Here is a 25,560-nt window from a genome sequence, read left to right on the forward strand (position 1 = left end):
ATTTACTCCCTAACCCAAATCTCTTGTTGTCGCTGTACTTGTGCAACCCCGGAACCACAAATTGCTGTGGCTTGCACCCTAAATAGAGATTCAGCTTCAGAGGTACCCGCATTAAAGGTACCAATGTTTGAACATGTCATAGCACTTAATTGGCAACCAGTGCCTTGTGTAACATTTGGTGTAGCACCACTTACCGTATTGGCACAAAAATCGGCCACATCTGGAGTAGTGTCGTTTAAAGGATAAAGCTGAGTTAGTGCCCACTCATTGGCAGATTGCGCAATAAACCAAGCTTTAGTTCCTAAGAATTCTCTGGTTAACGTGCTTTGGTTTGACCAACTCACCTTCATTAAAGATGCAGCTAGATAGCCCATCACAATGATGACGAACAATACGACGATCAGGACATTACCTTGCTGAGCTTTTTTACGGAACATTGAGCACCTGCACGTCTTGTTGGTAAACACTACGCTCCCCGTTTTGAGTGAACTCTAAGTTGATATGCACGATACCGCCACGTTGAAGTGTTGGCTCAAGGTAATGCATATCGCTAACGGAAGTATCTACACTGTCCGCGACCGTAATGTCATTACGCGTGATTTGACCATTGTCGAAGCAGTAACGTACTTCAGAGTTATCTTGATAGATGTAATGACGGCTAGAAATGGAAGTACCACCAATCGTACTGGCTGCATCACTGACAACAAAGACATCACCAGTTTTCGCTAGATTACCAACCGCCAAACTCTGAGGAGAGGCAGATTGCAAATCTTCATAGCGACTTGGATTGATCACCATCCAACGATTTGCTGGAATAGGATCCAATGTAGAGTCATTGCCCAACAGAAACTCTAAGTTGTTATTCGTCAGCGTGTAAAAACCAGAATATTCGATCGGCATAAATTCCAAACAATTATTTGATCCGGCAGGTACATGAAAGCTGTTTGGGACTGCGTGACGAATTTCTCGCGACATTTTCTCTAGCACAAACTGCGCTTGCGTTTGCATTCGTTGGCGGTCAATCGTGTCTGCGTACCCCTTCATGCCTAATTGCACGTAACCCGCAATACCAAGCATGATGAGGCTACCAATTACGATGGTGACGATCATTTCCATTAAGGTGAAACCACGAATTTTCATCAGTAGTTACCTCTTATTGCTGTTAGTGTCAGAGGTTGAGTGTTACTAGCAAAAATCGTAATCGTGACTTTTTTATAGTTAGTGATTCCTGTCGGTGGTGTTGCAGTCAGATTGTCATATGCCACGCCAACTTCAACTCGGAAGTTCCTGTACTTGTCTTCACTACTTGTGCCCAAAATATCTGAGATATTGCCACGGTTCGTCCCTTGGCATTGACCAGCCGTAGTTGGTGTACTCCAACAACCGATGTAATCATCTACATCGTTGAAGTTTTCAGGGATAGACTCACCAGAGTCAGGACCAAGATTGGCCGGTAGGGTGCAGGAAGTCGAGTTCTCATCACAGCGCAATAGGCCGCCATCAAAGTCGCTATTCTCATCAAAACCACGCGCTAAAATTTGCGACATAAAGCTTTGCCCAAGCGCAGTTGCTCGGGTTTGATAGTGTGGCATCGCAGAGTCACGAATTTGAGGCACAAGGAAGGAGGTAAATGCCACCATCGCAATGCCCATCAGGACAATAGCAATGATCATTTCAGCTAAGGTCATACCGAGTTGCTTTCTCATGAGCATGAACCCTCAGAGACATAGCCTTGAGAATTAATCTGTACTCGACATTGGCTTTGACCGTTTACATCACGGATAAGAATAGACACGCCACCGGAAGCGACATTCAATGGATTCCCCAGCAAATCGAAGCTAATCGGGCTTGTTGTTCCAGTTAAACTGAAAGTTGCAGAGTCATCTTCAACTAAATCACTACGAGCCTCTTTCGCATTGCCACTCAGCGAACAAGCCGCAACCGAGCCGATACAACTAGAGGAAACTTGCAATTGGAAATTGTTATCCGTGGTTGAGGTGTTTGATTGCATGCGATTCACCTGAACTTGGCGAATCACTGAAATAGCCTGCTCTTGAAGTGCAAATGCTGAAACACTGCCCTTGCCCATAAATCGACTAGCAGCGTAGATAGAAAGAATGGAAAAGAGGACGATCACTAGGATCAGCTCCATTAATGTAAACCCTAATGTAGAGCTGCGAATTTTCATAACCCAACCTTAGGCTTAGGACAAGCGAAGTAAGTATACGATGAAATTATGAGAATAATGATAGGTTTATAAGTTTTAAATTCGAACTGTGAGCTGGTGTACAAATAACTAACGAAAGGTTATTTCTCCCCTTTTGAGCGCTCCAATTCTTCTTCAATTCGATCGTAAGTTTCTTTGTTGCTTAGCGTCTCAGAAACATGCTCAGCGGTTTGCTTGGTTTGCTCCCACTTTGCTTCATAAGTTTCTGGCTCGAAGCTGATAAATCTTGGTAATACCACATAACCGATAATACCTAAGATAATCAGCACAACCACAAACTCTATTGCACTAAGACCCGATGATTTACGCATATGTACTATTCCGAGATTAATCAAAATAAAGAGATAAAGGCCAGACTAGCTGGCCTTTGTTGAGTATTAACAGTCGTCAGATGTAATTACTGTAGAAGCTTCATTACCAACATCATTATCAGCCGCTGTAGTATATTTTACAAAACACTTTGTAGCTTCAATGTCAGCCGCTTTACCCGAGTTTTCGCCAGCAACTAGTTCTCCTACAGGGAACGTAGCAACCAATGTACCTTGAGCACTTGATGTAGCAGCAGTTGCCGCCCATGCCCAATCTTCATTTAGACCTGAAACAGCATCAACAAGGCCAGCCTTTTCCGATTGAGGGTAACCAAATGAAGTTGTGATGCCGTTATCTAGTGCATCAATGCCCTTAGATTCTTTACCTTCAATTGCAGCTTTACCAAAAACAATACCAGATGCCCCATCAATCGCACCTTTTAGACCTTGGAGTGCAGATTCACGAGCGTCTGATTGCAGGTTAAGGAAACGTGGTGCTGCAGTTACCGCTAGAATACCTAGGATTACAATTACCACTACCAATTCGATAAGGGTGAAACCACCTTGTCTTTTCATTGTTTACTCTCTCTATGTAAGCATGCAGAGTGACTGCAAAGTTTATCGGTCATGCGACCATTTTGGATAATGTCAAAACGGTGTGGCATCTCAACAATAAACCAAGGTTTATCCATTGAGCCCTTTTTCTACCGCTTGAGCAGAATGACGATTCGCCATTATTAAGTTAAAGCCGTGCAAAAAAGATATCCCATGTTTGGTTTACTTTTTATTACAACCTTTTGCTTATGGTAATGTTTGCATTATACCGACTTTCATTCCTATTTATAGTACTTAAGTGTCAAAAAATTCACTCCGTCGACATTTCGACGTCTATTTTCAGGTAATTAGCGTCTGATATAACAACAACTCTCTGTCCATTTTCATAAGTATAGTCACATGTATAACTATTACTTTTAATTGCTCCACGAATTTCTAACAACTCGCTCGCCATAATTTTACGTTGCGGGTAGTGGACCGTCAGCCAATAGTCACAATCAAGCACACCGCTCGTTCTGAAAGGCGACACTAAGCCCCCTTCCGTCATATTAAGCTCAAAACCATCCATTAACAGCAACTTAGGCTCTCCATGAACGAGCCACGCTTGGTGGTACCTTTGCACGCTGTCTTGCATCCAAACCTTAGCAAGTTTCGCTCCTGTTTCTTGCGCTTCTTGCTCTATCGGTTTCAACTTTTGCATAAATGCTGCCAGCACAATAATACCGACGACACCCGCTAGAATCAGTGTCGCTCGACTTTGATTTTCGACCACGCCGTTAGCCGCCTTTGATGATGTCCAGCATCCCCCACATTGGCAGGAAGATACCGAGAGCCAACACCATAACCATGCCTGCAACAATGACCAAAAGTAACGGTTCTATTCGTGCGGTTAGGGTTTTCAAATCGTAATCGACTTCACGGTCATAGAAGTCCGAAACTTCCAATAGCAGTTCATCGATACGACCAGTTTCTTCACCCACCGCAATCATCTGAATAACCAGAGGCGTAAATATCTTACTGTTGATTGCCGTAACTGAAATGGTACTGCCCGCTTCAATCGCCGCTTTCATTTCTAGGATTCGGTTCTCTAAGAACTTATTACCTAACGCTTCACCAGCTAAAGCTAATGATTGGTTGAGCGGCACACCGGACTTCAACATCAACGAAAACGTTCTTGAGAAACGAGAAAGCTGAGCACGGTTCACGATATCGCCGACGATAGGCAGTCTTAAACGCAGTTTGTCGAACTTCTCTCGACCATCTGCGGTAGCCACCCAAGATCTGAAAATAACAAACGCACCAATGATTGCGGCGATCAGTAAGCCCCAGTAATTCACAAAGAAGTTCGACGTCGCGATCAGAATTCTGGTAGGCAGCGGTAACTCGACACCAAAGCGTGTGAACATGGATGCAAACTCTGGGATAACCAGAATATTCAAAATAAACATCGCGATGGTGATAAACACGATTACAAAAGTTGGATAGCGCATGGCTGCTTTGATGCGCTTACGCGTTTCCAGTTCTTGTTCGTAGTAGTTTGCTAGCTGCAGCAAGGCTTGGTCTAGGCGACCCGTGTTTTCACCCACGTTGATCATCGAAACGAACAACGGGCTAAACACTTTGGTATGCGGTTGCATCGCGGAGGAAAGGCCGCGACCGTTACTCAACTCAGCTACCACATCCTCTAAAGCTTCTTTGAGCTGTTTGTTCTCACAGTTTTGCAGCAGACCACGCATGGAGCGCAATAATGGCACGCCCGCTTTGGTCAAACTAAATAGCTGACGTGAGAACAAGATAATCACTTCAAGCGGAATCGCAGGCACAAGTAACTTGGATAAACTGACTTTGCTTTTAACCGCTTCTTTTTCTAATCGCAGGTTTAGAGGAATGATCCCCTTATTCATCAATGCTTCCGCTGCCGCTTCGGAATTCACCGCATCGACTTTACCACTAGTTGATGAGCCGTCTAAGGTGCGGCCTTGATAACGAAAAGTTGGCATTCACTTACCTACATGAAAATTGGGTCGGTTTTACCAGAAGCATCACCCTCACCAAGGGTCATGACTTCGTCCAAACTCACAGTACCTTGCAACGCAAGTTCCATCGCAGAAGCCAATAGCGGCTTGTAATTTTCTGAGCGGCGCGCCGCTTGAGCAAAGCCCACAGCATCATTCGCGCGTAGCTTGTCCATCATCTCATGTTCAAGCTCAAGCATTTCAAACACACCAACTCGGCCGCGATAACCTGTTAGGTTACAGTTTTGGCAACCAGCACCTTTATGGAAAGTTTGCCCTACTTGATTAGGGAAGCGCCCAGCAAGCCACTGCTGACGAGCCTCATCGAGCACATCGGTGGTTTTACAATCTGGACAGACACGGCGAACAAGACGCTGAGCCACAACCGCACGAACAGCACTTGCTACCAAATAACCAGGAGCGCCCATATCAATCATTCGCAGCGCACTGTCTACCGCATCGTTGGTGTGCAAAGTACTCAATACCAAGTGACCAGTCAGTGCGGCACGAAGGCCAATTTCAACCGTTTCTTGGTCACGCATCTCACCAATAAGGATGATGTCTGGGTCTTGGCGTAGGAAGGTACGTAGCACGCGAGAAAACGTTAGATCAATCTTGCTGTTGATCTGCACCTGAGTAATACGCGGTAAGCGGTATTCCACCGGATCTTCTGCGGTGATGATCTTCTTGCCCGGTTCGTTTAATTCACTCAACGCACCATAAAGTGTGGTGGTTTTACCTGAGCCTGTTGGACCAGTAACTAAGATCATTCCGTGTGGGCGAGAAAGCTGACGACGAAGACGAGCAAGTAGCTCAGGCGGCAAACCAGAATCTTCAAGCTTACGCAAACCAGAAGATTGGTTTAGCAAACGCATTACTACCGATTCACCGTATTGCGTTGGCAACGTCGACATACGAATATCGATAGATTGACCACGAACTTTGATATTGAATCGACCATCTTGAGGTAAGCGCTTTTCAGAGATATCGAGATGCGCCATCAGCTTCAGACGCAATACTAACGCTGAGGCAATGTTCACCTCGTTTAGAAGTGTCTCATGAAGGACGCCATCGACACGTTGACGCAAACGCAGCACTTTATCATCTGGCTCGATATGAATATCCGACGCGCCGACTTGCACCGCATCTTCAAACATGGAGTTAACCAGTTTAACAACGGTAACTTCTTCGCTGTCACCTTCATCAATGCCGTAATCGAAGCCTTCAACGTCTTGATGCTCTGCTTGAAGCTGCTCTGCAAACGAAGCGATCTCTTTGGTTCTACGGTAATAACGGTCAAAACTCTCTACTAACTGGCGTTCTGGTGCAATGATGAACTCTAAGTCGTATTGACCAAGAAGGTTCATCAACGACTCTTGAATAAACAAGTCCGCCGGATCACTCATCGCAACGCGTAATGTGTCACCATTACGAGCCACAACCATTGCACGTAAACGACGCGCGTGTACTTCTGGAAGAATTTGCACCGCATCGGCATCAACAGGAGCACGGCTCAAATCAATTAAGGGCAAGCTCAACTGTTGGGACAAGAACTCAAGCATCTGCTTTTCACTGATAAAACCAAGATCAATCAGCGCATCACCCAACTTTTGACCAGTACTGTGCTGAGCATTCAGCGCCTGCTGAACTTGATCTTCAGAAACAATACCTTCTTCAATTAACAGATCGCCTAAGCGTTTTCTCAACTGAATTTTCATTGCGCACTCTCCAGTTGTTTTAAGATATTCAAGCGATCACGAATAAATGCCTGAGATTGATTTGAAATACCGACTTTGCCCAGCGCTTGCTTATAAGAAGCGATCGCCGGAGTGAAAGCTAATGCTCGCTCTTGTTGAATGGCCAAGCCAAGCCACCAGCGCGCATTCTCAGGTTCACGCTGAGTCAATAACTGGTAGCTTTCCAGTGCAATTTCATTTTGCTTTTGCTTTTGAGCCAACGCGGCACGCATAGCTAAATATTCACGACTCGGGGCTGGCGGTAAATGTACGAGTGGGCTTAACGCTGCTTCAGCTTGATCCGCTTTCATCAACAGTTTTGATAGCGCAAGGCGCAAGCTTTGGTTATTGGTGTCTAGAGCGATGCCCGACTGTAAGATCTCATAAGCTTTGCGCGTATCCCCTTTTCCAAAGTACAGCGCCGCTAACTTCTGACGAGCTTCTAAATTCGTTGGTTGGTAGCGAAGTGCTTCATCGAATGCAGACAAAGCCGTCTTCATATCATTCGCATCCATGGCTTTATCTGCACGCGCTAATGCTTTTTCTGCTAACTGCTGGTGCGTAAGTTCAACTTGCTCAATACGCATTGAGCTATCTTGTGACACATTCGACGAGGTATTCACATTTTGATTCACACTCGCCAACAACATAGGTTGTTCTGCTGATTGGTTCACTGCTGCGTTAACAGTGAGTTGGTCTGCTTGCAGAGTGGACTTCGCCACAGGCAGCTCAACCGTTACCTTTGGTTTCTCAATTCTTTGCGTGTAAACCACATTATCTAACTGAGGAGTCACTTTACTGGTCGGTGAGTGATTCACTGCCATGATTGGCGAGGTCTCAACGCTGACGGTATTCATTGAAATGTTCGATGAAGATGTGATGTCTTCCATCGGTGCCGGACCTTGAGAGACTGCCCAGCCTCCGACAGCAAGGCTCAATGAGAAGCCACCCACTAGCCACAGCCACGGTTTGCTTCGTGTGATACTTGGAATCTCTGCTTTCGTTAGTGCAGAAGGCGATTCTTTTTCAGCAAGTTCTGATAATGCTTTATTGATGGCACTCAAGGCTGACTCCATCCCCAAAATTTGGGAGTTTTAAACTTAGGTTTACGCGCATCGAAGGTGTCATGCATTGCAACGTAAACGTGTTGATTCTTTAATAAGGTGCAACGGTCATTAAACGCCGTCAGCAAGGCTTTATGGCTGATTTGGTTGATCAATCTCGGGATACCCATCGCCGAACGCCAAATGGCTTTTTTCTGCTCTATAGAGAAGATATGCGCCCCATTTCCTGCTTTGTCTAAACGGTTGTTGATATAGGCGACACCCTCTTCAATCGAGAGAGGACGAAGCTGGCAACTAAACGTAATTCGCTGACGGAACTGTCTTAATTCATGAGTGCCAAGTCGCTCATCCAATTCAGGCTGACCAAACAAGACCAGTTGAATCAGCTTGTCTTGTTCCGTTTCCAAATTGCCGAATAAGCGCAGCGTTTCCAGAGCTTCTGATAACAATGCCTGTGCTTCATCGACAATCAGTACGGTCTTTTTACCTACCGCATGAATTTGAATTAAACGCTCTTGGATCAGCGAAACCACCTTGAGCGGATCGCTATCTTCAATACCCAACTCACGAGCGACCGCAAACTGTAACTGCTCACCATTTAGAACAGGGTTAGGTAAGTAAACAAGTTCAACTTCAGATTCGATTTGCTCGATCAACTTACGACAAACCATAGTTTTGCCCGTGCCAACCTCTCCGGTCACTTTAATCACTCCTTCCCCCATTTTGACTGCAGCCATAATGGTTTGAATGGCCTCGTAGTGAGGCACTAACCCCAGAAACATTTCTGTATTAGGGGTCAGTGAGAAAGGTTGAACTCGAAATCCAAAATGCGACAAGTACATAGTCGAATCACAAAACCACGTTTAACGACAGTTCTAACACCGATTACTCAGCGTCAGGGAACCACTCTTGCAACAAGTCACGTGAACGCTCTAGCTCTTTCTGCCATGTGTTCACGCCAACAACGGTTGGCTTAAGCAGAATAACCAGTTCAGTTTTTTGCGTTACGTTATTGATGTTACGGAATAAGTTACCAAGCGCAGGTACATCACCTAAGAAAGGAACCTTCGATACCTGCTCTAGGTTTTGTTGCTTCATCAAGCCGCCAATCACAACGACATCACCGTCTTTTGCACGAATCACAGAGTCTGATTCACGAATTGAGCTTTTAGCTAGTGGAAGTTGAACGTTATCGAAGTCACCACCAAGATTTAGCTTCTTAATCTCTTCTTCGACTTCAATTACTGCAGGGTGAACGTGCAAGAACACATTACCTTTGTCGTCGATTTGCGGAGTAACGTCTAAAGAAATACCAGAGAAGAAAGGCGTCAACTCAACTTCAGGAACGGCATTTGAGTTCTCACCATTACCTGCATTGCTCGACAACTCAGTGACAAAGTACTCATCAGTACCCACTTTAATCACGGACTTCTGGTTGTTTGCTGCGGTAATACGCGGGCTTGATAGTACGTTCAAATCACCTTGCGTAGCCATGAAGTTCATCACGGCTTCAAAGTTACCATCAGAAAACGTCACGTTAGTCTGCCCGCCTAACAATGAACCAATCGCATCCAAAGGCAGAGTTACTGGGTTTCTATCCACGACAACGCTACCAGAGTTACCAATTGAGGCTGACATGTTTGACCAATTGATACCCTGTTGATAGCCATCGCTCAACGTCACTTCCAAGATTTTCGCTTCTAAAATCACTTGGCGCTGCATACGCTTTTGCGATACACCAAGGAACTCACGAACTTCGCGAATTTCATCAGGGAAAGCACGTACTGTGATCACGCCAGCTTGTGGAGTCACAACAACGCTTTGGCCTTTACCAGAGCCAATTAGGTTAGCTACTGCTTGCTGTAGCATTGGCCAAAAGTCGCTTTCAGTGAGGGTTTCAATGCGAGTGCCGCCCGTTGAGGTTGTTGAGCTATCACCATTGTTGTTACTTGAATCTGAAGAATCAGAATCGTCAGAGCTGCTACCTGAGTTTGATGTACCTGCTGAGGTTACAGAGCCGGTTACGATGCTTGTTAGCGAGCGACCAGAACGTTTGAACTGAAGGTAATCCACAGGGATTGTTACAGTACGCATACCAGCTGGGTAGATTTGAATTACCTTACCCGACTTCACGACGTCATAGCCGTACATGTTTTGCACAACATTCAGCACTTCATCCAGCGTCACATCAGAAAGGTTTACGGTGATATTGCCTTGTACCGCAGGGTGGATCGCCACGCTGTATTCGGTGCCTTTAACCAAAGAAGCGAAAAAGCTACGCGCCTCAACCGCGTTGGCTTGGATTCTAAAACGCTTCAATGTTCCTTGTTGAGACGACATGTTGGCGTCTAGGTTTGGCATTAGATCGGCTTCCACTGAAGAAGGAATGTCTTCTAGGGCACGACTGTTTGCTTCATTGATAGATTCATTCAGTGCTTGCTTCACTTCTACTGGATCGCGGTGACCCATAGAACAACCCATTAAGGAAGCAATCACAATTCCTACAACTAATTTGCGCATATCTGATCAGGCTCTGATTATTATTTTTTTACGTTTAAACCAAAAAGCTCTAGTTTCCACTGACGGTTACCACGCTTTAAAGTTACAAATTCACTGTTGATGCTAGCTACTCGGTAGCCATTAAGTTTTGCCCCAGGCTCAACAATACGGTCGTTCAAAATCGCTACACAGGGCGTGTTTGGCTTGCAAACAATGCTATTAAGGGTTGGCAGACGATATTGTTTCGCTTTTGGCTTTGCTTGCTCGGTAGCTGGTTTCGTCCAGCCCAGCGGCGCAGTTGGATCTTGGTTCGCCCAACAGCTGCCTGCAATAGAAACAAGCGCCAATGAGATAATGAGTTTCTTAACCACCAATAAACTCCTCTCGTGAACCTAGGGTGTAGACTTCCAATACAAGTTTTGCTTTTGGATAATCTTCAACTTTGTAGCTGAAGCTTCGCCAGTAATAACTTGCAGGCAAGCTTTCAAGTTTTGTTAGGTAATTAGCAATTGCAAAGTAGTCACCGGTAAGTTCCATACGAACTGGGTGCACGTAGTAACCTGAGTATTGCGACGCTTCTTTATCTTCCGTTATCGGCTCCGCAGGCAATGTCTGAAGTGACAATAAATGAATACCGCTTTGCTGCTCCAATACACTTTCTAATAAGCTCGCCATTTGAGAAGGCGTAATCAAGTGTTCAATAATTTCAGAAAGCTGCATCGATAGGTGCTGACTTTCGGTCAGCAATTGAGAAATAGCCTGATCAATCTCAGCGTTCGGATCTTTCTTTAATTGCGCTTGGATGCGTAAGATCTCGATTTCAGTCTGTTGATTGGTCTGTTTTAAGTTACGTAGCTGTTTGTCATTGCTGGTAACTTCATTCAGTTTCGGCTCTAACACCAAGGTAAACAGCAGCATTACGACAGTGACAAGACCACACAAGGCAATCAATACCTTTTCTCGTGCGCTCATCTCATCGAAGCGCTCTTCTAACGAGGACCAGAATTCGTTCATTTCTCTTTGTCTCCACGCGTCTTCAATTCAAAGGTCACAATGTTGTCTTCGTTACGACCGATCTTCACATCATCAAAAGTACGTCCCACAAGGCTTATTTCATTCTTAAACTGACTCACCCAATTTGGAACTGCACTTGGCGAACGAGCCAAGCCTTTGAGATCTAAAGTCGTATTGTCGATACGAATTTCAGACAAAGAAATGTTATTGCTGCCAAGTTTGGCAAGTGATTGCATCACGCCCGAGTAACCAGTGCGTTGGGAATCGTCATATTTGCCGACCGCTTTCAGTGAGTCACGTTTTGCTTTCACCTCACGCTCTAAACGTGCTTTCGCCGCCAACTTGTTGGTATCCGGCTGGTGTTTACGCAACTTAGCTTGCTGGCGTGTCAGCTCTGATTTCATGATATCGCCACGACTTTTAACAATCGCGATTTCATCCTCAACGCCTTGGCTCTGCCAAGTGACATAACCGTAAGACAAGAAAATCAGCGCGGCAGCGATACCCCAAGAGATAGCGACGTTTTTTAACGTCAGCAGGTTCTTCTTCGGCTTTAGAAAATCAGGGTAGAGATTGACACGTCGAGCACTTGATGTTGCTAATGCAGTATCCGCCAATACATGACCTGATAGCTCATGCTCTTCTGCTAGCAATGGCGAAACTTTGGTGCTTAAACGATAGTTAAGCGACTCTACCAATTCTTTTTCATCTTCATCATCACAACAAACCTTAAGCTGGTGCAATTGAACATGACGTAATTGAGAAGAGAGATAATCTATCGATCGTTGCAGTTCCAGTGACAAACTGTCCATTTGTAAGTCACTTGAAGGTACACCTGTTAATGGTGGCGTGACGCTACGAATAGAACGGTGGAAAGCAATGGTATGTTCGACAAACGCACTGATACGGAAGTGACCGCGCGCACTGCGTTGTAGAAGTAGGAAGTTGCCTAACTCACCAGAGGTATCCCCCCAGATATCATCCTCGGGAATGATTGCTTCAAGCGTTAATTGAACTCGGTTTGCAAGCAGTACTATCTTGTCGAGGATTTTGCGCGAAAGCACATAAGCTTGAACTTTATTTGAGTTAGGTAACTCTGCGGCATCGGCAATAATGTCGATAGCACGTTCAGAAATAAGTTCTTTTAACAGAAACGGCAACGCCGACGGCCACTCATTGCGCGGCATCGCTGGCTTGTCGATCTGATACATCTGGTAATAGTTGTGAGAAAGCACAACTGCCAACGAGTCGTAAGAACTGGCAGCAACACTGAGTGCTTGCTCACAAGCTCGTTCCCAATTTGATTCTGTGATCTCAAATTTAGATGGTCGACTGCTTTTCGTTGGTGATGATAAATAAACTGCGTCTGGCTGAATGACCAAAAAGCACGTACGGCCACCAACCGATGACCGCTTGAGCTTATCGAGTACTGCTTTAAAATCCATGATTATTATCTTTATTTTTTTCGCCAGCGATTTCTGCGTCCCAATTTTACTTGAGATTCAGATTGAGAAATGACCGTTGGTTTGGATCTAGGTAGATACTGCTCTTCTGGAGAGAAATAACGTCCCTGCCCGCCATGAACCCCTAATTCATTCAGGGTGTTCAATTCGTGCTTATTCTCAATTCCCACTGCTATTATTTTTGTTTTACTGTTTGCGGCCGCACCCAACATACTGCGAACAAACAGCTGGTTCTCATGTCTCTGATCGATTTTTGTTACCAAGCTGCGATGAAGCTTAAGGTAACGAATGTCTACTTCTTTTAAATAATGGGTACTAACGATCGTGCGTCCCGCTTGCCCAATCATGACGTGACATTCTAAACCGGCCAGCATTTTAGCGACTGGTCGCATAAAGTCTAAGTGTCTTACAAATTGTGCTTCCACAAACTCAAAAATGAGACACTTTCTTTGCTCACGTGACAACTGTAAGAGTTCATCACGGAACCATTTGAAGTATTCTCGATGGCCAAAAGGCACAACATGCAGATTAACGACATAACACTTGGAACTATCAAAGCTATGTTTAAAATCTTTTAAGAATTTATGAACAACAGCACGATCCATTTGTGCTTCATAGCCAACTTGTCGAACAGCAGAAATAAAGCGAGACGCTTTAACAATGCCATTTTCCGGATCGCGAACCCGACATGTTAACTCTTCATGTAATGGTTTTTTATGCGCCACATCACTTATTGAATAGGCCGATTGTGCGTAGAGTATCACATTTTCAGATGTGAGTGCTGAATCAAATAGCGTACGCCATCTCACACTACCGCGAGCTTCTTCGTCGTGGTTCCACTTCTTAAAACGACTCCAGTTGTTATTATTCTGTAACTGAGCACTACGCAATGCGGTTTCAGCTTCATCAATGATTTGGCTATGACGTTCGCCCTCTTTGTACATGGTGATACCGATATGACACCAGTTGTCAGAATCGAGAGGATAAGGAGGATGAAGCTTTTCTAATTGACGAATACATTGAGACGCCAAGTTTGCGACATCTTTTGCCGCTTGATGAGGTAAGAACAGGGCAAAATCAGCATTGTAGTAGCGTGAGAACACAACATCGGGATAACGCTGAACTAAGTTTGAAAGCAAACTGCCCACTTCAACAATAAACTCATCACAAGTTTGTTTATCTTGCTCTTCTTCGACAGACTTCCAATCTTGGATACGAATCAGCATCACTGAACCACGAGCACCACTTTCCAACAAAGCAGACTCAAGCTTGCTATCAAACAGCACACGATTTGCAGTACCGGTGAGCTTATCAAGAAAGGTTTGAGTACGAATAAAGGTATCAAAGCGGCTACGCTCTTGGCGCGCATCTTGAAGCTCTTCGATCAATACATCTAGCGCTTCACTGGCTGTATATGGCCATTCTCGCTCATCACCTTTGGCGTATTGTTCGACTCGACCAGCGAGGATCATGCGCCCTCGCTCTTCAAGCATTTCCGATCCTGCTAGCTGTTCTTTGAGCCATTTAACACCGCGCATTAAACAGAAAATGATCAAAATGACCGCTAACGTGATCGACCAAAGTGCTTGCATCGAATAGCCGTAGCCTAGATACGGAGGAATGGCTTTGAAATAGATGGTGTAATCTTGGTTATGATTGAGCTGATACTCGTGCTCAAACAAAACGGAATTATCCATCTTATGGGAAGTATCTTTGAAGCGATAAACCACTGCATTGTTGGTTGAGAGCGTCATTTCAACAATGTTGCTTGCTTGCAGCATCTTTGGCATCCAACGTTGCATCGAATACGCTGCGTCAGGATCCTCCATCTCCTTATCAACAACTTCTACGATCCCTTCCAAATAATGGTTGAGATACTCTTGTCCTAGTCGTTTGAAAGAGAGGGTGCCACCGACAAACAAGATAAACATTGCGCAAATAACGATCATGGTGACAAAGGCCACCAGCCGCGTGCTTAGCTTAAGAGTTGGGGTATACCTCATGAATACCAAATTCCTTTTCTATTCATCATATACCTTGTTGAAATATTTATACTTGATAAGCGTTCAGTAAACAATCGCATTCGTGTGAATGTGAGAAGCTGAGGCGGAAAGAAACAAAACATCATTCGATATTTGAGCGTTACTGTCTTTTAATTACAAATTGAAATGATTGAGCCCACGATATAGGCGCGAAGATAATAAAAAAGCCGCGAAATTCGCGGCCTTTTAAACTCAATACTGAATCGACTTAGAACGGGATATCGTCGTCGAAGTCCATTGGTGGCTCGTTGTATTGCTGCTGTGGTTGCTGCGGAGCCTGTTGTTGTTGCTGAGGAGCATTGTATTGCTGCTGCTGAGCTGGCTGTTGAGGCTGACCCCAACCACCTTGTTGTTGTTGCTGTTGTGGCTGACCACCGCCCATAGGTGCGCCACCTTGAGCACGACCACCAAGCATTTGCATTACGCCATTGAAGCCTTGAACAACAACTTCTGTTGAGTAACGATCTTGACCACTTTGGTCTTGCCATTTACGAGTTTGAAGCTGGCCTTCAACGTAAACTTGAGAACCTTTACGTAGGTACTCACCTGCTACTTCAGCAAGTTTGCCGAATAACACAACACGGTGCCATTCTGTTTTCTCACGCTGTTCGCCAGTCCCTTTGTCACGCCATGACTCAGAAGTTGCAATTGTGATGTTTGCTACTGCACCGCCATTAGGCATGTAACGAATTTCAGGGTCGTTACCTAGATTCCCCACCAAAATAACTTTGTTAATTCCACGGCTGGCCATGATGTGCTCCGTTTCACTCTGGATCTATATAAAATTTTAGCGCATAAGAATACACGCTTTGATGTTTTGATTAAAGCCTAATCCCCATTGTCTTCTGTGACAACAGTTGGTGGAATCGAAATCTCACTTCAACCTCTAGGCGTAGCATTTTTGATTCGTTTTGCAGACATCGTTTCGCGAACCTTTGAATCTCAACGCATTTCTCCTCCCTTCCTATAGCTCTGAGTGATAATTGATGCCAACGTATCCGCGTTTTCGAACTCAAGAAACTTTACTCAAGGAGATTAAGGCGCGTGAAAAAATCGGCTTATGCGAGAAAACTTTTTCTGATCAGCATGGAAGATGGTGCAGCGAAAAAGGTCGAAGCTCTGGAAAAATACACTGACATCAACATCCCTGTCATTTCGACTCAAGCTTTGATGGAAGCCAACCCGAAACACCGCAATAAAATCTTGTTGATCGACTTTAGTGAACACAAAGAACTGGTTCAATCGATCAAAAATCTGCCGTTGATCTGGAAAAATTTTGAAACCGTGGTATTCAATGTGCCTAAACGTTTGACTACGGATGAATTGCTGACATTTGGGCAATTGAAAGGCATTTTCTACCAAGATAGTTCTTTAGAACAAATTGGGGAGGGTTTAAAAGAGATCGTAAACGGTCAGAACTGGTTACCTCGTAATGTGACTAGTCAACTCCTGCATTATTATCGTAATGTCATCAGTACCCACACGGCGCCAGCCACCGTCGATTTGACCATTCGTGAGCTGCAAGTCTTACGCTGCCTTCAAGCGGGGGCATCGAACAATCAAATGGCGGAAGAGTTATTCGTTAGTGAGTTCACCATCAAGTCCCACCTGTATCAAATTTTTAAGAAGCTCTCGGTAAAAAATCGCGTACAAGCCATTGCTTGGGCTGACCAAAATCTGATGTCATAAAACTAGATGCGCGACACAAATTCACAAAGACATTAGTTGCTCATGCTTCTTTAGGCTCTGATTCTCAGATTTTTTCCTACTTAATTCATGATTCATCTGCATCTCTCGTGTTAAAGTGATACCCAGATTCTTGATTAAAAAATAAGAAAGGATATTCCCCCGATGATTAAAAAATGTCTGTTCCCTGCAGCGGGTTATGGTACGCGCTTCCTCCCTGCGACCAAGTCTATGCCTAAAGAGATGATGCCTGTAGTGAACAAGCCACTGATTGAATACGGTGTAGAAGAGGCGATCCAAGCTGGCATGAACGGCATGTGTATCGTGACTGGCCGTGGTAAGCACTCAATCATGGACCACTTCGATAAAAACTACGAATTGGAGCACCAAATCAGCGGAACAAACAAAGAAGAACTGTTGGTTGATATCCGTGAAATCATTGACTCTGCAAACTTCACCTACATCCGCCAACGCGAAATGAAAGGTCTAGGTCACGCAATCCTAACTGGTCGTGAACTTGTAGGTGACGAACCATTTGCTGTGGTACTGGCTGATGACCTTTGCGTGAATGAGCAAGAAGGCGTACTGGCTCAAATGGTAGCGCTCTTCAAACAGTTCCGTTGTTCAATCGTTGCTGTTCAAGAAGTTCCTGAAGAAGAAACCCATAAATACGGCGTAATCTCTGGTGAGATGATCAAAGATGACATCTACCGTGTAGACGACATGGTTGAGAAACCAGAGCAAGGCACGGCGCCAAGCAACCTAGCGATCATTGGTCGTTACATCCTGACTCCAGATATTTTTGAGCTGATCGAAAACACGGAACCAGGTAAAGGCGGCGAAATCCAAATCACCGACGCTCTGCTAAAACAAGCAAAAGCAGGCTGTGTATTGGCATACAAATTCAAAGGTCAGCGTTTCGACTGTGGTAGCGTTGAAGGCTACATCGAAGCAACAAACTACTGCTTTGAAAACCTATACCTAAAAGACGAAAAGAAGTCTGAGCTAGGCAAACACGCTACGAAGAAAGAAGCGTAACCAACTCAAACTGATTAATGAGAAAGCCCAGCTTAATGCTGGGCTTTTTGTTTACTGTTTTTTTGTCCAGTATTTTCTTTGCACATTTCTCACACTATGTAATACTTGCGTCACTTGGTTATACATAGAGCAAAAACGATGGATAAAATAGAAGTTCGTGGTGCCCGCACCCATAACCTCAAAGACATCAACCTCACTATCCCCCGCGATAAACTGATTGTCATTACTGGTTTGAGTGGTTCTGGTAAGTCCTCTCTCGCATTCGATACTTTGTACGCTGAAGGTCAAAGACGTTACGTAGAATCGCTATCAGCTTACGCACGTCAGTTTTTGTCTCTAATGGAAAAACCAGATGTTGACCACATCGAAGGTTTATCTCCTGCGATCTCGATTGAGCAGAAATCAACATCACATAACCCGCGTTCTACCGTTGGTACAATTACTGAAGTATACGACTACCTACGTCTGCTTTATGCTCGCGTTGGTGAACCTCGCTGTCCGACTCATCATACGCCGCTTGCCGCTCAAACCGTCAGCCAAATGGTTGACAAGGTCTTAGAGTTACCAGAAGGCAGCAAAATGATGCTACTTGCTCCCATCGTGAAAGAGCGTAAAGGCGAGCACGTTAAAACGCTAGAGAACCTAGCAGCTCAAGGTTTCATCCGCGCACGCATCGATGGTGAAACTTGCGATCTTTCTGATCCACCACCACTAGAGCTACACAAGAAACACACTATTGAAGTGGTTGTAGACCGCTTTAAAGTCCGCCCAGATTTGCAGCAACGTTTGGCAGAATCCTTCGAAACCACACTAGAGCTTTCTGGTGGTATTGCGGTTGTGGCACCAATGGACGGCGACGGCGAAGAAGTGATCTTCTCAGCTAACTTTGCTTGCCCTATTTGTGGCTACAGCATGCAAGAACTTGAGCCTCGTTTGTTCTCGTTCAACAACCCTGCTGGCGCGTGTGGCACTTGTGATGGTTTAGGCGTGCAGCAATACTTTGATCCAAGCCGAGTCATTCAAGATGAAACGCTGAGTTTGGCACAAGGTGCGATTCGCGGCTGGGATCAAAAGAACTATTACTACTTCCAGATGCTGACTGCACTGGCGGATCACTACGGTTTCGATCTTCACGCACCATTTAATTCTCTACCAAAGAAAACCCAAGACATCATTCTTAAAGGATCGGGGCGTACTGAAGTCGAGTTTAAGTACATTAACGATCGTGGTGACATTCGTGTTAAGCGTCATCCTTTTGAAGGGATTCTGAATACACTTGAACGCCGTTACCGCGATACTGAATCTAACTCAGTACGTGAAGAGCTCGCGAAATACATCTCGACCAAGTCTTGCTCAAGCTGTGGCGGTACACGTCTGCGCCTAGAAGCACGTAACGTTTTTATTGCTGATACGACACTACCGGAGATCGTTGAGCTCAGCATCGCCGACGCATTGGAATTCTTCCACTCATTGCAGCTAGAAGGTCAACGCGCCCAAATCGCTGAAAAAGTGATGAAGGAAATCAACGATCGCCTACAATTCTTGGTTAACGTGGGTTTGAACTACCTCAACTTATCGCGTAGCGCGGAAACCTTATCAGGCGGTGAGGCTCAACGTATTCGTTTAGCGAGCCAAATTGGTGCTGGTTTAGTGGGTGTCATGTACGTTCTGGATGAGCCATCGATTGGTCTCCACCAGCGTGATAACGAACGCCTATTGAAAACCCTGACCCACCTAAGAGATTTGGGTAACACAGTGTTAGTGGTTGAGCACGATGAAGATGCGATTCGTTGTGCTGATCACGTGATCGATATCGGTCCAGGTGCAGGTGTACACGGTGGTAACGTGGTCGCTGAAGGTACGATGGACGAGATCATCGCCAATCCAAACTCACTGACTGGTCAGTACCTCAGTGGCGCGAAAGAGATTGCGGTACCAAAAGAGCGTACGCCACGCGATCCGAAGAAAACCGTTGAACTACTTGGTGCGACAGGTAATAACTTAAAGAATGTCGATCTTTCCGTTCCTGTTGGCTTGTTCAGCTGTATTACGGGGGTATCTGGGTCAGGTAAATCAACACTGATTAACGATACCTTCTTTAAGATTGCTCATACCCAATTGAATGGTGCAACAACGGCACACCCTTCACCATATAAAGCAATCAAAGGCTTAGAGCACTTCGATAAAGTTATCGACATTGACCAAAGCCCTATCGGTCGTACACCACGTTCAAACCCAGCCACTTACACTGGGATCTTTACTCCGATTCGTGAACTGTTTGCGGGCACGCAAGAGTCGCGCTCTCGCGGCTACAAACCGGGGCGCTTTAGCTTTAACGTTCGTGGCGGTCGCTGTGAAGCCTGTCAAGGTGATGGCGTAATCAAAGTAGAAATGCACTTCCTACCAGATGTCTACGTTCCTTGTGATGTGTGTAAAGGTAAGCGCTACAACCGCGAAACACTTGAAGTACGTTACAAAGGCAAGACCATTGATGAAGTACTGGAAATGACGGTAGAAGATGCACGTACTTTCTTCGATCCAGTACCAGCGATTGCTCGTAAGCTGCAAACTCTGATGGATGTAGGCCTGTCTTACATTCGCTTAGGTCAAGCAGCAACTACGCTGTCAGGCGGTGAAGCTCAGCGTGTGAAGCTGGCTAGAGAGCTGTCTAAGCGTGATACAGGCAAAACCTTATACATTTTGGATGAACCGACAACAGGTCTGCACTTCCACGATATCCAGCAGCTACTAACTGTACTTCACCGTCTGCGAGACCACGGAAATACCGTTGTCGTCATTGAGCACAACCTCGATGTGATTAAGACGGCAGACTGGATTATCGACTTAGGTCCTGAAGGTGGGCAAGGCGGCGGTGAGATCATCGCACAAGGAACGCCTGAAGATGTGTCTCAGATCGAAGGTTCGCACACAGCTCGCTTCCTTAAGCCTATGTTGAAGTAGAAAAAACAGGTAAAGTACAAAGACCAGCCATTGCTGGTCTTTTTTCATTCAAAACAACACAATAACTATGGCCACTATACACGTCAGTGGAACTAAGCTTTCTCCAGGTAAAGTGCAAGTTCCTCTTAACCGCAAGTTTCTCATCGCGTTAGCAGCACTCTTTCTGCTGGCGATGCACTTCTTCATGCCTAATCCGGGTGGCTCTGGACTAGCACTATCTTTTAATGCGACCACGTGGATTGCGTTCAGCTTTGCACTTGGTATTGGCTGCTACCAACTTGCGACCAATCGTGTATTACGCTATTCCAAATTAACAATTGGTCTGTTGATCAGCTGTATCATCATGACGCTGCCTATCTTCTACCCCAATGCGGATAGTGCGCTTGCAGCAAATAAGCTGATTGGCCAGTGGTGCGGCATGTTGTTCTTCATCGTGCTGCAGCAATTCCATTTCAGTAACAAGCATCGTCAGCGCTTATTGTGGTTTATTGTGCTTGCCGTCGTTATCGAAGCGATTTTCGGTTTAACGCAATATCTTTACCTTAAACCAGGAAACGTATTTGGATACGACACGGTAGCTAACCGTCCTTATGGCATCTTCCAGCAACCAAATGTCATGGCGAGCTTCCTTGCAACTGGTTTAGTTATCGCAAGTTACCTGCTTGTCCGTCAACCTTATAAATACTCGCGTAAACTTAGCGATATCTATCTGCTTTATGCCGTGCCAGTACTCACTCTACCGTTAATTGTCGCCTTGGCATCTCGAACGGGATGGCTCGCTTCTATCATCGCAATTCTACTAGTCATTCCGTATATGTACCGCTTCGCAACCAAAGCAAGATTCGTACGTTGGGTGCTCGCAATGGCAACAGGATTAGCCTTATCTATTGTGATCATGCAGATCGCTTTTCCCGATGGAGACGGTCTAGCCAGCGAAAAGGTGAACATGGAGTCAGCACGAGCCTATACCTTCCCTCAAACCTTGGACATGGTGATTGAGAAGCCATTCACTGGTTATGGTTACGGCAAATTTGAATCAGAATACATGCTATATACGGCACGTCAGCACGCCCTCAATGAAAGCTATCCTGCGGGCTTGCCATCGATGGATCACCCGCACAATGAGTTGTTGTACTGGGCGGTAGAAGGCGGACTGTTGCCAATTCTGGGGATCTTTTTGGCAATGGCGCTAGTGCTATATCGCATCTACCAAGCCAAACGCGGTACTCGATTAGCACTGTTGGCTCTGTTTATTCCAATCGTGCTGCACTCACAATTAGAATATCCCTTCTATCATTCATTGGTGCATTGGCTGATCTTTGTGATTCTGCTTTATTGGGTCGACCAACGTGTTTCTCGTTACCGCCAAGCACCGTTTAGCAAAGTGACCAAGAGCTTACTGCGAGTATGTAGCCTAGTCATTCCTGCTGTGTTTACTTTCTACATGGTTAGCGCATTACACACCAACTATGTCTTAACCAAGTTTGAAACTACGCGCCCAACTAACCCGGATATTTTGAATCAAGTGACGAACCCTGTTGTTTGGAAAGATCGTTTAGATTGGGATGTGTACAGTACTTTCTTAAACATTGGCTTATACAAGCAAGATCCAACCTTGATTCAGCCTTACATTGATTGGTCATTGGAAATCATTAAAGACAAGCCACGCCCGGCGTTTTACAACAACTTGATACTGGCATATCAAGGGTTGGATGACACAAGCAAGGCAGAGCAAATTCGCGCTGAGGCACAGTTCCTGTTCCCTAAAATTGATTTCAGTGGCGTCAACTATCAGCCACCTTCTCAAGCCATCTCTGCTTCACCAACACCGACTTCAGGTGCTGAGCAATAAATACAAAAAAGCGAAGGAATAATCTTCGCTTTTCTTTACCTCATTACCGAATCGATTTATTCAGTCAGTGACTCTTCTAAAGCTCGCAAACACAAAGCTACATTTTCAGGTCGAGCACCATAGCCCATCAAACCAATTCGCCATGCTTTACCAGCCAGTGCACCAAGACCTGCACCAATCTCTAGGTTGTAGGTTTCAAGTAAGTGATTACGCACTTTTGCTTCATCAATTCCTTCAGGGACATAAATCGCATTCAATTGCGGTAGTCGATACTCTTCTTCTACCACAAATTCGAAACCTAGTTTTTGCAGACCTGCTTTGAGCTTCTCGTGCATTAACTGGTGACGTGCCCACGCATTTTCTAAACCTTCATTCTTAAGAATAAGTAGAGCTTCATGCAGCGCATACAAGCTGTTCACGGGCGCAGTGTGGTGATAGCTGCGTTTGCCTTCTCCACTCCAGTAACCTAATACTAAACTTTGATCCAAGAACCAGCTTTGAACCGGTGTCGTTCTTGATTGAATCTTCTCAATAGCTGCCGGAGAAAGCGTCACAGGCGATAAACCTGGAACACACGAAAGACATTTTTGGCTACCGGAATACACCGCATCTAACTGCCACTCGTCAACTTTAAGAGGTACACCACCAAGCGAGGTCACAGCATCAACAATCGATAACAGACCGTATTGCTTCGCGAGTAGACCCAGAGCTTGAGCATCACTTACCGCCCCCGTCGATGTTTCAGCATGAACAAAAGCAAGAATCTTAGCATCAGGGTGCTGCTTTAACGCTTCTTCAACTTTATCGACCGATACAGGGGTTCCCCATTCATCATCGACGACAACCGCTTCACCACCAGCACGAACCACGTTTTCACGCATACGCTCACCGAAAACACCATTGCGGCAGACGATGACCTTGTCGCCTTTTTCTATCAGGTTAACGAAGCACGTTTCCATACCCGCACTGCCCGGTGCAGAAACTGCGATAGTAAATTCATTTTCCGTTTGGAAAGCGTATTTAAGCAGCTGTTTTAGCTCATCCATCATGGCAATGAAAAGCGGGTCTAAGTGACCAACTGTTGGACGGCTAAGCGCTTGTAAAACCTGAGGGGAAATATCAGATGGACCAGGTCCCATCAAAATACGGTGTGGGGGAATAAAGCTTTGGATCGGCATGTCAGCTCCTTGATTGCAGTCATTCATCCTGAGCGTTATAAAAGTTCTATTCAAAAGGTTGGCTCAGGTATCGAAGTTTTCACCCTAATAGATTTTTCCTCTATCGGCAATTAGCCCTAAGTATAGAGGTCAAACCACTGTCACAAATTCGTTAATAAAAACTTTCATTCTGGTTGAGATATTGGTTGACAATGTGACAGCAAAACCGTTCAATGTTTAAGCTTTATGCAGAAGAGGAGCACTGCCCAGGCAGGTGATTTGTGGAGCCGCAATTCCAATACCAATCACTCAGGGGGAGTAGTGCCGAGGTAAGTCAAAGTTGCAGGATTTGACTTGTCGGTTGACTTGGGTTGAATCCCATCAACTGTCATCAGCGCCGTATGATGAAGAGCTTCTGGGGGTAAATTTTCAAATTACATTCTAACTACCTCTCTATTTGCTCTGTTCCTTTCCTCACCAAACATTGGATGTATTAGGCAACCTATTAATTTGTTGTTATTTTTTCAGGAAGTCGTGGGAGAACGCAGTGAGCGCATTTAACGTAGCAAAATTCGGTGGAACCAGTGTTGCCAACTTTGAGGCAATGAGTCGTTGCTCCACTATCATAGAAAACAACCCAAATACTCGCCTTGTGGTTAGCAGCGCTTGCTCAGGTGTCACTAACCTATTGGTTGAACTGGCAAATGGTGTTCAAGACCAAGAACATCGTGCGGAAGTACTTCAGAAACTAGCAAGCATCCACGAATCGATTCTATCGCAACTTGAGGACGCAACCAAAGCTGCGGCAGAGGTTTATTCGATTCTTGATACCGTCACCAGTTTGGCAGAGGCCGCTTCAATCCAAGCAAGCACTAAACTGACCGATCATTTAGTCGCTTGTGGTGAATTAATGTCGACTCATATTCTTGCTCAACTAATGCGAGAGCGTGGTATGAACGCAGTTCGTTTTGATATTCGCGACGTACTAAAAACCGATGGAAACTTTGGTCGAGCTGAGCCTAGTGTCGAGTCCATTTCACAACTAGCACAAGAAAAGTTAGTCCCACTTTGCCAAAAATACGTGGTTATCACCCAAGGTTTTATTGGTTCAGATGAAGAAGGAAATACTACTACGCTTGGCCGTGGCGGCAGTGACTACAGTGCAGCACTCATTGCAGAAGGCGTGAAAGCTGCAGGTCTAGAGATTTGGACCGATGTTCCGGGCATCTACACCACTGATCCACGTATCGCCTCAAAAGCAGCGCCAATCCCAGAGATCAGCTTTAGCGAAGCATCAGAGATGGCAAACTTTGGCGCAAAAATCCTGCACCCTTCAACATTGGTTCCGGCACTTCGTCATGACATTCCAGTATTTGTAGGCTCGTCTAAAGAACCGGAAAAAGGTGGTACATGGATCCGCCACCAAGTAGAGAGCTCACCTTTATTTCGAGCACTTGCTCTGCGCTGCAACCAAACCATGGTGACATTACGCAGTGCTAACATGTTCCACGCATACGGCTTCTTAGCGAAAGTATTTGAGATCCTAGCGAAGCACAAAATCTCTGTTGACCTGATCACCACATCTGAAATCAGTGTGTCACTCACTCTTGATCAAACAGACACGTCTGGCGGCGCTCCTCAATTGCCACAAGCCGCGCGTGAAGAGCTTGAAGAGCTGTGTAAGGTAGAGGTGGAACACGACCTATGTCTCGTCGCTCTGATTGGTAACAATATGAGTGAAAGCAAAGGCTACGCGAAGCAAGTATTTGGCACGCTAGAAGACTTCAACCTACGTATGATCTGTTACGGAGCAAGCCCGCATAACCTGTGCTTCCTTGTTCACGAATCCGTATCTCGACAAGCAATCCAAAAATTACACACCGAGTTGTTTGAGTAATAAAGTATTTTCAATCACTAATAAACAAGGGCTGCAAATTGCAGCC

The 25,560-nt window shown here is 45.3% G+C and carries 23 protein-coding genes and 1 riboswitch; of the genes, 5 read left to right on the forward strand and 18 right to left on the reverse strand.

Features of this window, described 5'->3' with window-relative positions:
• Window positions 1-2 precede the first annotated feature (2 nt).
• The 17 genes from VCHENC03_RS03005 to VCHENC03_RS02925 form a co-directional block, all read right to left on the reverse strand.
• Window positions 3-437: a hypothetical protein gene (locus VCHENC03_RS03005; protein ID WP_009707649.1), complete on the reverse strand. Its 435-nt coding sequence runs from the start codon at window positions 435-437 to the stop codon at window positions 3-5.
• Complete coding sequence (locus tag VCHENC03_RS03000; RefSeq protein ID WP_009707650.1) at window positions 427-1,140, reverse strand: PilW family protein; 714 nt, start codon at window positions 1,138-1,140, stop codon at window positions 427-429. The genes VCHENC03_RS03005 and VCHENC03_RS03000 overlap by 11 nt, the downstream gene beginning before the upstream one ends.
• On the reverse strand, window positions 1,140-1,706 hold the full coding sequence (locus VCHENC03_RS02995) for a type IV pilus modification PilV family protein (protein ID WP_032803069.1): 567 nt from the start codon (window positions 1,704-1,706) through the stop codon (window positions 1,140-1,142). Before VCHENC03_RS02995 ends, VCHENC03_RS03000 begins: the two co-directional genes overlap by 1 nt.
• On the reverse strand, window positions 1,703-2,188 hold the full coding sequence (locus VCHENC03_RS02990) for a type II secretion system protein (RefSeq protein WP_032803059.1): 486 nt from the start codon (window positions 2,186-2,188) through the stop codon (window positions 1,703-1,705). The genes VCHENC03_RS02995 and VCHENC03_RS02990 overlap by 4 nt, the downstream gene beginning before the upstream one ends.
• Before the next feature lie 119 nt (window positions 2,189-2,307).
• Window positions 2,308-2,538, reverse strand: coding sequence for a pilus assembly FimT family protein (locus VCHENC03_RS02985; RefSeq protein WP_009707653.1), 231 nt, complete (start codon window positions 2,536-2,538; stop codon window positions 2,308-2,310).
• Between the two features lie 66 nt (window positions 2,539-2,604).
• A complete protein-coding gene (locus VCHENC03_RS02980; RefSeq protein ID WP_009707654.1) occupies window positions 2,605-3,111 on the reverse strand; it encodes a type II secretion system protein in 507 nt (168 codons plus the stop codon).
• 289 nt (window positions 3,112-3,400) lie between these two features.
• Window positions 3,401-3,862 carry a hypothetical protein gene (locus VCHENC03_RS02975; RefSeq protein ID WP_009707656.1) on the reverse strand — a complete coding sequence of 154 codons (462 nt, stop codon included), beginning with the start codon at window positions 3,860-3,862 and terminating at the stop codon, window positions 3,401-3,403.
• Window positions 3,863-3,866: 4 nt separating this feature from the next.
• Window positions 3,867-5,090: a type II secretion system F family protein gene (locus tag VCHENC03_RS02970; RefSeq protein WP_009707657.1), complete on the reverse strand. Its 1,224-nt coding sequence runs from the start codon at window positions 5,088-5,090 to the stop codon at window positions 3,867-3,869.
• Between the two features lie 8 nt (window positions 5,091-5,098).
• On the reverse strand, window positions 5,099-6,823 hold the full coding sequence (locus VCHENC03_RS02965; protein ID WP_009707658.1) for a GspE/PulE family protein: 1,725 nt from the start codon (window positions 6,821-6,823) through the stop codon (window positions 5,099-5,101).
• Window positions 6,820-7,917, reverse strand: coding sequence for a tetratricopeptide repeat protein (locus VCHENC03_RS02960; protein WP_032803060.1), 1,098 nt, complete (start codon window positions 7,915-7,917; stop codon window positions 6,820-6,822). Before VCHENC03_RS02960 ends, VCHENC03_RS02965 begins: the two co-directional genes overlap by 4 nt.
• Complete coding sequence (locus VCHENC03_RS02955) at window positions 7,902-8,747, reverse strand: ExeA family protein (RefSeq protein WP_032803062.1); 846 nt, start codon at window positions 8,745-8,747, stop codon at window positions 7,902-7,904. The genes VCHENC03_RS02960 and VCHENC03_RS02955 overlap by 16 nt, the downstream gene beginning before the upstream one ends.
• 43 nt (window positions 8,748-8,790) lie before the next feature.
• On the reverse strand, window positions 8,791-10,425 hold the full coding sequence (gene mshL, locus VCHENC03_RS02950; RefSeq protein WP_032803064.1) for a pilus (MSHA type) biogenesis protein MshL: 1,635 nt from the start codon (window positions 10,423-10,425) through the stop codon (window positions 8,791-8,793).
• Between the two features lie 20 nt (window positions 10,426-10,445).
• Window positions 10,446-10,775 carry a hypothetical protein gene (locus tag VCHENC03_RS02945; protein ID WP_009707662.1) on the reverse strand — a complete coding sequence of 110 codons (330 nt, stop codon included), beginning with the start codon at window positions 10,773-10,775 and terminating at the stop codon, window positions 10,446-10,448.
• A complete protein-coding gene (gspM, locus tag VCHENC03_RS02940; protein ID WP_009707663.1) occupies window positions 10,768-11,418 on the reverse strand; it encodes a type II secretion system protein GspM in 651 nt (216 codons plus the stop codon). Before gspM ends, VCHENC03_RS02945 begins: the two co-directional genes overlap by 8 nt.
• Complete coding sequence (locus VCHENC03_RS02935) at window positions 11,415-12,863, reverse strand: MSHA biogenesis protein MshI (RefSeq protein WP_009707664.1); 1,449 nt, start codon at window positions 12,861-12,863, stop codon at window positions 11,415-11,417. Before VCHENC03_RS02935 ends, gspM begins: the two co-directional genes overlap by 4 nt.
• 11 nt (window positions 12,864-12,874) lie before the next feature.
• The gene (gene csrD / locus VCHENC03_RS02930; protein WP_032803065.1) at window positions 12,875-14,884 is read right to left on the reverse strand and encodes an RNase E specificity factor CsrD; all 2,010 of its coding nucleotides are present in this window, start codon (window positions 14,882-14,884) and stop codon (window positions 12,875-12,877) included.
• A 247-nt stretch (window positions 14,885-15,131) separates the two neighbouring features.
• The gene (locus VCHENC03_RS02925; RefSeq protein ID WP_009707666.1) at window positions 15,132-15,674 is read right to left on the reverse strand and encodes a single-stranded DNA-binding protein; all 543 of its coding nucleotides are present in this window, start codon (window positions 15,672-15,674) and stop codon (window positions 15,132-15,134) included.
• A 293-nt stretch (window positions 15,675-15,967) separates the two neighbouring features.
• On the opposite strand from VCHENC03_RS02925, the gene VCHENC03_RS02920 reads away from it, so the two are divergent.
• The 4 genes from VCHENC03_RS02920 to VCHENC03_RS02905 all read left to right on the forward strand — a co-directional run bounded on the left by VCHENC03_RS02920 (window position 15,968) and on the right by VCHENC03_RS02905 (window position 22,460).
• A complete protein-coding gene (locus tag VCHENC03_RS02920; RefSeq protein WP_009707667.1) occupies window positions 15,968-16,612 on the forward strand; it encodes a LuxR C-terminal-related transcriptional regulator in 645 nt (214 codons plus the stop codon).
• 162 nt (window positions 16,613-16,774) lie between these two features.
• On the forward strand, window positions 16,775-17,647 hold the full coding sequence (gene galU, locus VCHENC03_RS02915) for a UTP--glucose-1-phosphate uridylyltransferase GalU (RefSeq protein ID WP_009707668.1): 873 nt from the start codon (window positions 16,775-16,777) through the stop codon (window positions 17,645-17,647).
• Between the two features lie 138 nt (window positions 17,648-17,785).
• Complete coding sequence (gene uvrA, locus VCHENC03_RS02910) at window positions 17,786-20,608, forward strand: excinuclease ABC subunit UvrA (protein WP_009707669.1); 2,823 nt, start codon at window positions 17,786-17,788, stop codon at window positions 20,606-20,608.
• Between the two features lie 67 nt (window positions 20,609-20,675).
• Window positions 20,676-22,460, forward strand: coding sequence for a PglL family O-oligosaccharyltransferase (locus tag VCHENC03_RS02905; protein ID WP_032803066.1), 1,785 nt, complete (start codon window positions 20,676-20,678; stop codon window positions 22,458-22,460).
• 56 nt (window positions 22,461-22,516) lie between these two features.
• On the opposite strand, the gene VCHENC03_RS02900 is transcribed toward VCHENC03_RS02905, so the two are convergent.
• A complete protein-coding gene (locus VCHENC03_RS02900; RefSeq protein ID WP_009707671.1) occupies window positions 22,517-23,638 on the reverse strand; it encodes a pyridoxal-phosphate-dependent aminotransferase family protein in 1,122 nt (373 codons plus the stop codon).
• A 223-nt stretch (window positions 23,639-23,861) separates the two neighbouring features.
• A riboswitch (Lysine riboswitch) is annotated at window positions 23,862-24,040 on the forward strand.
• A gap of 124 nt (window positions 24,041-24,164) precedes the next feature.
• On the opposite strand from VCHENC03_RS02900, the gene lysC reads away from it, so the two are divergent.
• Window positions 24,165-25,514 (forward strand): lysine-sensitive aspartokinase 3, encoded by a 1,350-nt coding sequence (gene lysC, locus VCHENC03_RS02895; RefSeq protein ID WP_009707672.1) that lies wholly within the window; start codon window positions 24,165-24,167, stop codon window positions 25,512-25,514.
• Window positions 25,515-25,560 lie beyond the last annotated feature (46 nt).

The organism is Vibrio sp. HENC-03 (assembly GCF_000305755.2).
Lineage (GTDB): Bacteria > Pseudomonadota > Gammaproteobacteria > Enterobacterales > Vibrionaceae > Vibrio > Vibrio owensii.

What these genes read in the sequence shown, in the direction of transcription:
- VCHENC03_RS03005 (WP_009707649.1), bottom strand. Translation starts at nt 437, where the DNA reads ATGTTCCGTAAAAAAGCTCAGCAAGGTAATGTCCTGATCGTCGTATTG.
- VCHENC03_RS03000 (WP_009707650.1), bottom strand. Translation starts at nt 1,140, where the DNA reads ATGAAAATTCGTGGTTTCACCTTAATGGAAATGATCGTCACCATCGTA.
- VCHENC03_RS02995 (WP_032803069.1), bottom strand. Translation starts at nt 1,706, where the DNA reads ATGAGAAAGCAACTCGGTATGACCTTAGCTGAAATGATCATTGCTATT.
- VCHENC03_RS02990 (WP_032803059.1), bottom strand. Translation starts at nt 2,188, where the DNA reads ATGAAAATTCGCAGCTCTACATTAGGGTTTACATTAATGGAGCTGATC.
- VCHENC03_RS02985 (WP_009707653.1), bottom strand. Translation starts at nt 2,538, where the DNA reads ATGCGTAAATCATCGGGTCTTAGTGCAATAGAGTTTGTGGTTGTGCTG.
- VCHENC03_RS02980 (WP_009707654.1), bottom strand. Translation starts at nt 3,111, where the DNA reads ATGAAAAGACAAGGTGGTTTCACCCTTATCGAATTGGTAGTGGTAATT.
- VCHENC03_RS02970 (WP_009707657.1), bottom strand. Translation starts at nt 5,090, where the DNA reads ATGCCAACTTTTCGTTATCAAGGCCGCACCTTAGACGGCTCATCAACT.
- VCHENC03_RS02965 (WP_009707658.1), bottom strand. Translation starts at nt 6,823, where the DNA reads ATGAAAATTCAGTTGAGAAAACGCTTAGGCGATCTGTTAATTGAAGAA.
- VCHENC03_RS02960 (WP_032803060.1), bottom strand. Translation starts at nt 7,917, where the DNA reads ATGGAGTCAGCCTTGAGTGCCATCAATAAAGCATTATCAGAACTTGCT.
- VCHENC03_RS02955 (WP_032803062.1), bottom strand. Translation starts at nt 8,747, where the DNA reads ATGTACTTGTCGCATTTTGGATTTCGAGTTCAACCTTTCTCACTGACC.
- mshL (WP_032803064.1), bottom strand. Translation starts at nt 10,425, where the DNA reads ATGCGCAAATTAGTTGTAGGAATTGTGATTGCTTCCTTAATGGGTTGT.
- gspM (WP_009707663.1), bottom strand. Translation starts at nt 11,418, where the DNA reads ATGAACGAATTCTGGTCCTCGTTAGAAGAGCGCTTCGATGAGATGAGC.
- VCHENC03_RS02935 (WP_009707664.1), bottom strand. Translation starts at nt 12,863, where the DNA reads ATGGATTTTAAAGCAGTACTCGATAAGCTCAAGCGGTCATCGGTTGGT.
- csrD (WP_032803065.1), bottom strand. Translation starts at nt 14,884, where the DNA reads ATGAGGTATACCCCAACTCTTAAGCTAAGCACGCGGCTGGTGGCCTTT.
- VCHENC03_RS02925 (WP_009707666.1), bottom strand. Translation starts at nt 15,674, where the DNA reads ATGGCCAGCCGTGGAATTAACAAAGTTATTTTGGTGGGGAATCTAGGT.
- galU (WP_009707668.1), top strand. Translation starts at nt 16,775, where the DNA reads ATGATTAAAAAATGTCTGTTCCCTGCAGCGGGTTATGGTACGCGCTTC.
- uvrA (WP_009707669.1), top strand. Translation starts at nt 17,786, where the DNA reads ATGGATAAAATAGAAGTTCGTGGTGCCCGCACCCATAACCTCAAAGAC.
- VCHENC03_RS02905 (WP_032803066.1), top strand. Translation starts at nt 20,676, where the DNA reads ATGGCCACTATACACGTCAGTGGAACTAAGCTTTCTCCAGGTAAAGTG.
- VCHENC03_RS02900 (WP_009707671.1), bottom strand. Translation starts at nt 23,638, where the DNA reads ATGCCGATCCAAAGCTTTATTCCCCCACACCGTATTTTGATGGGACCT.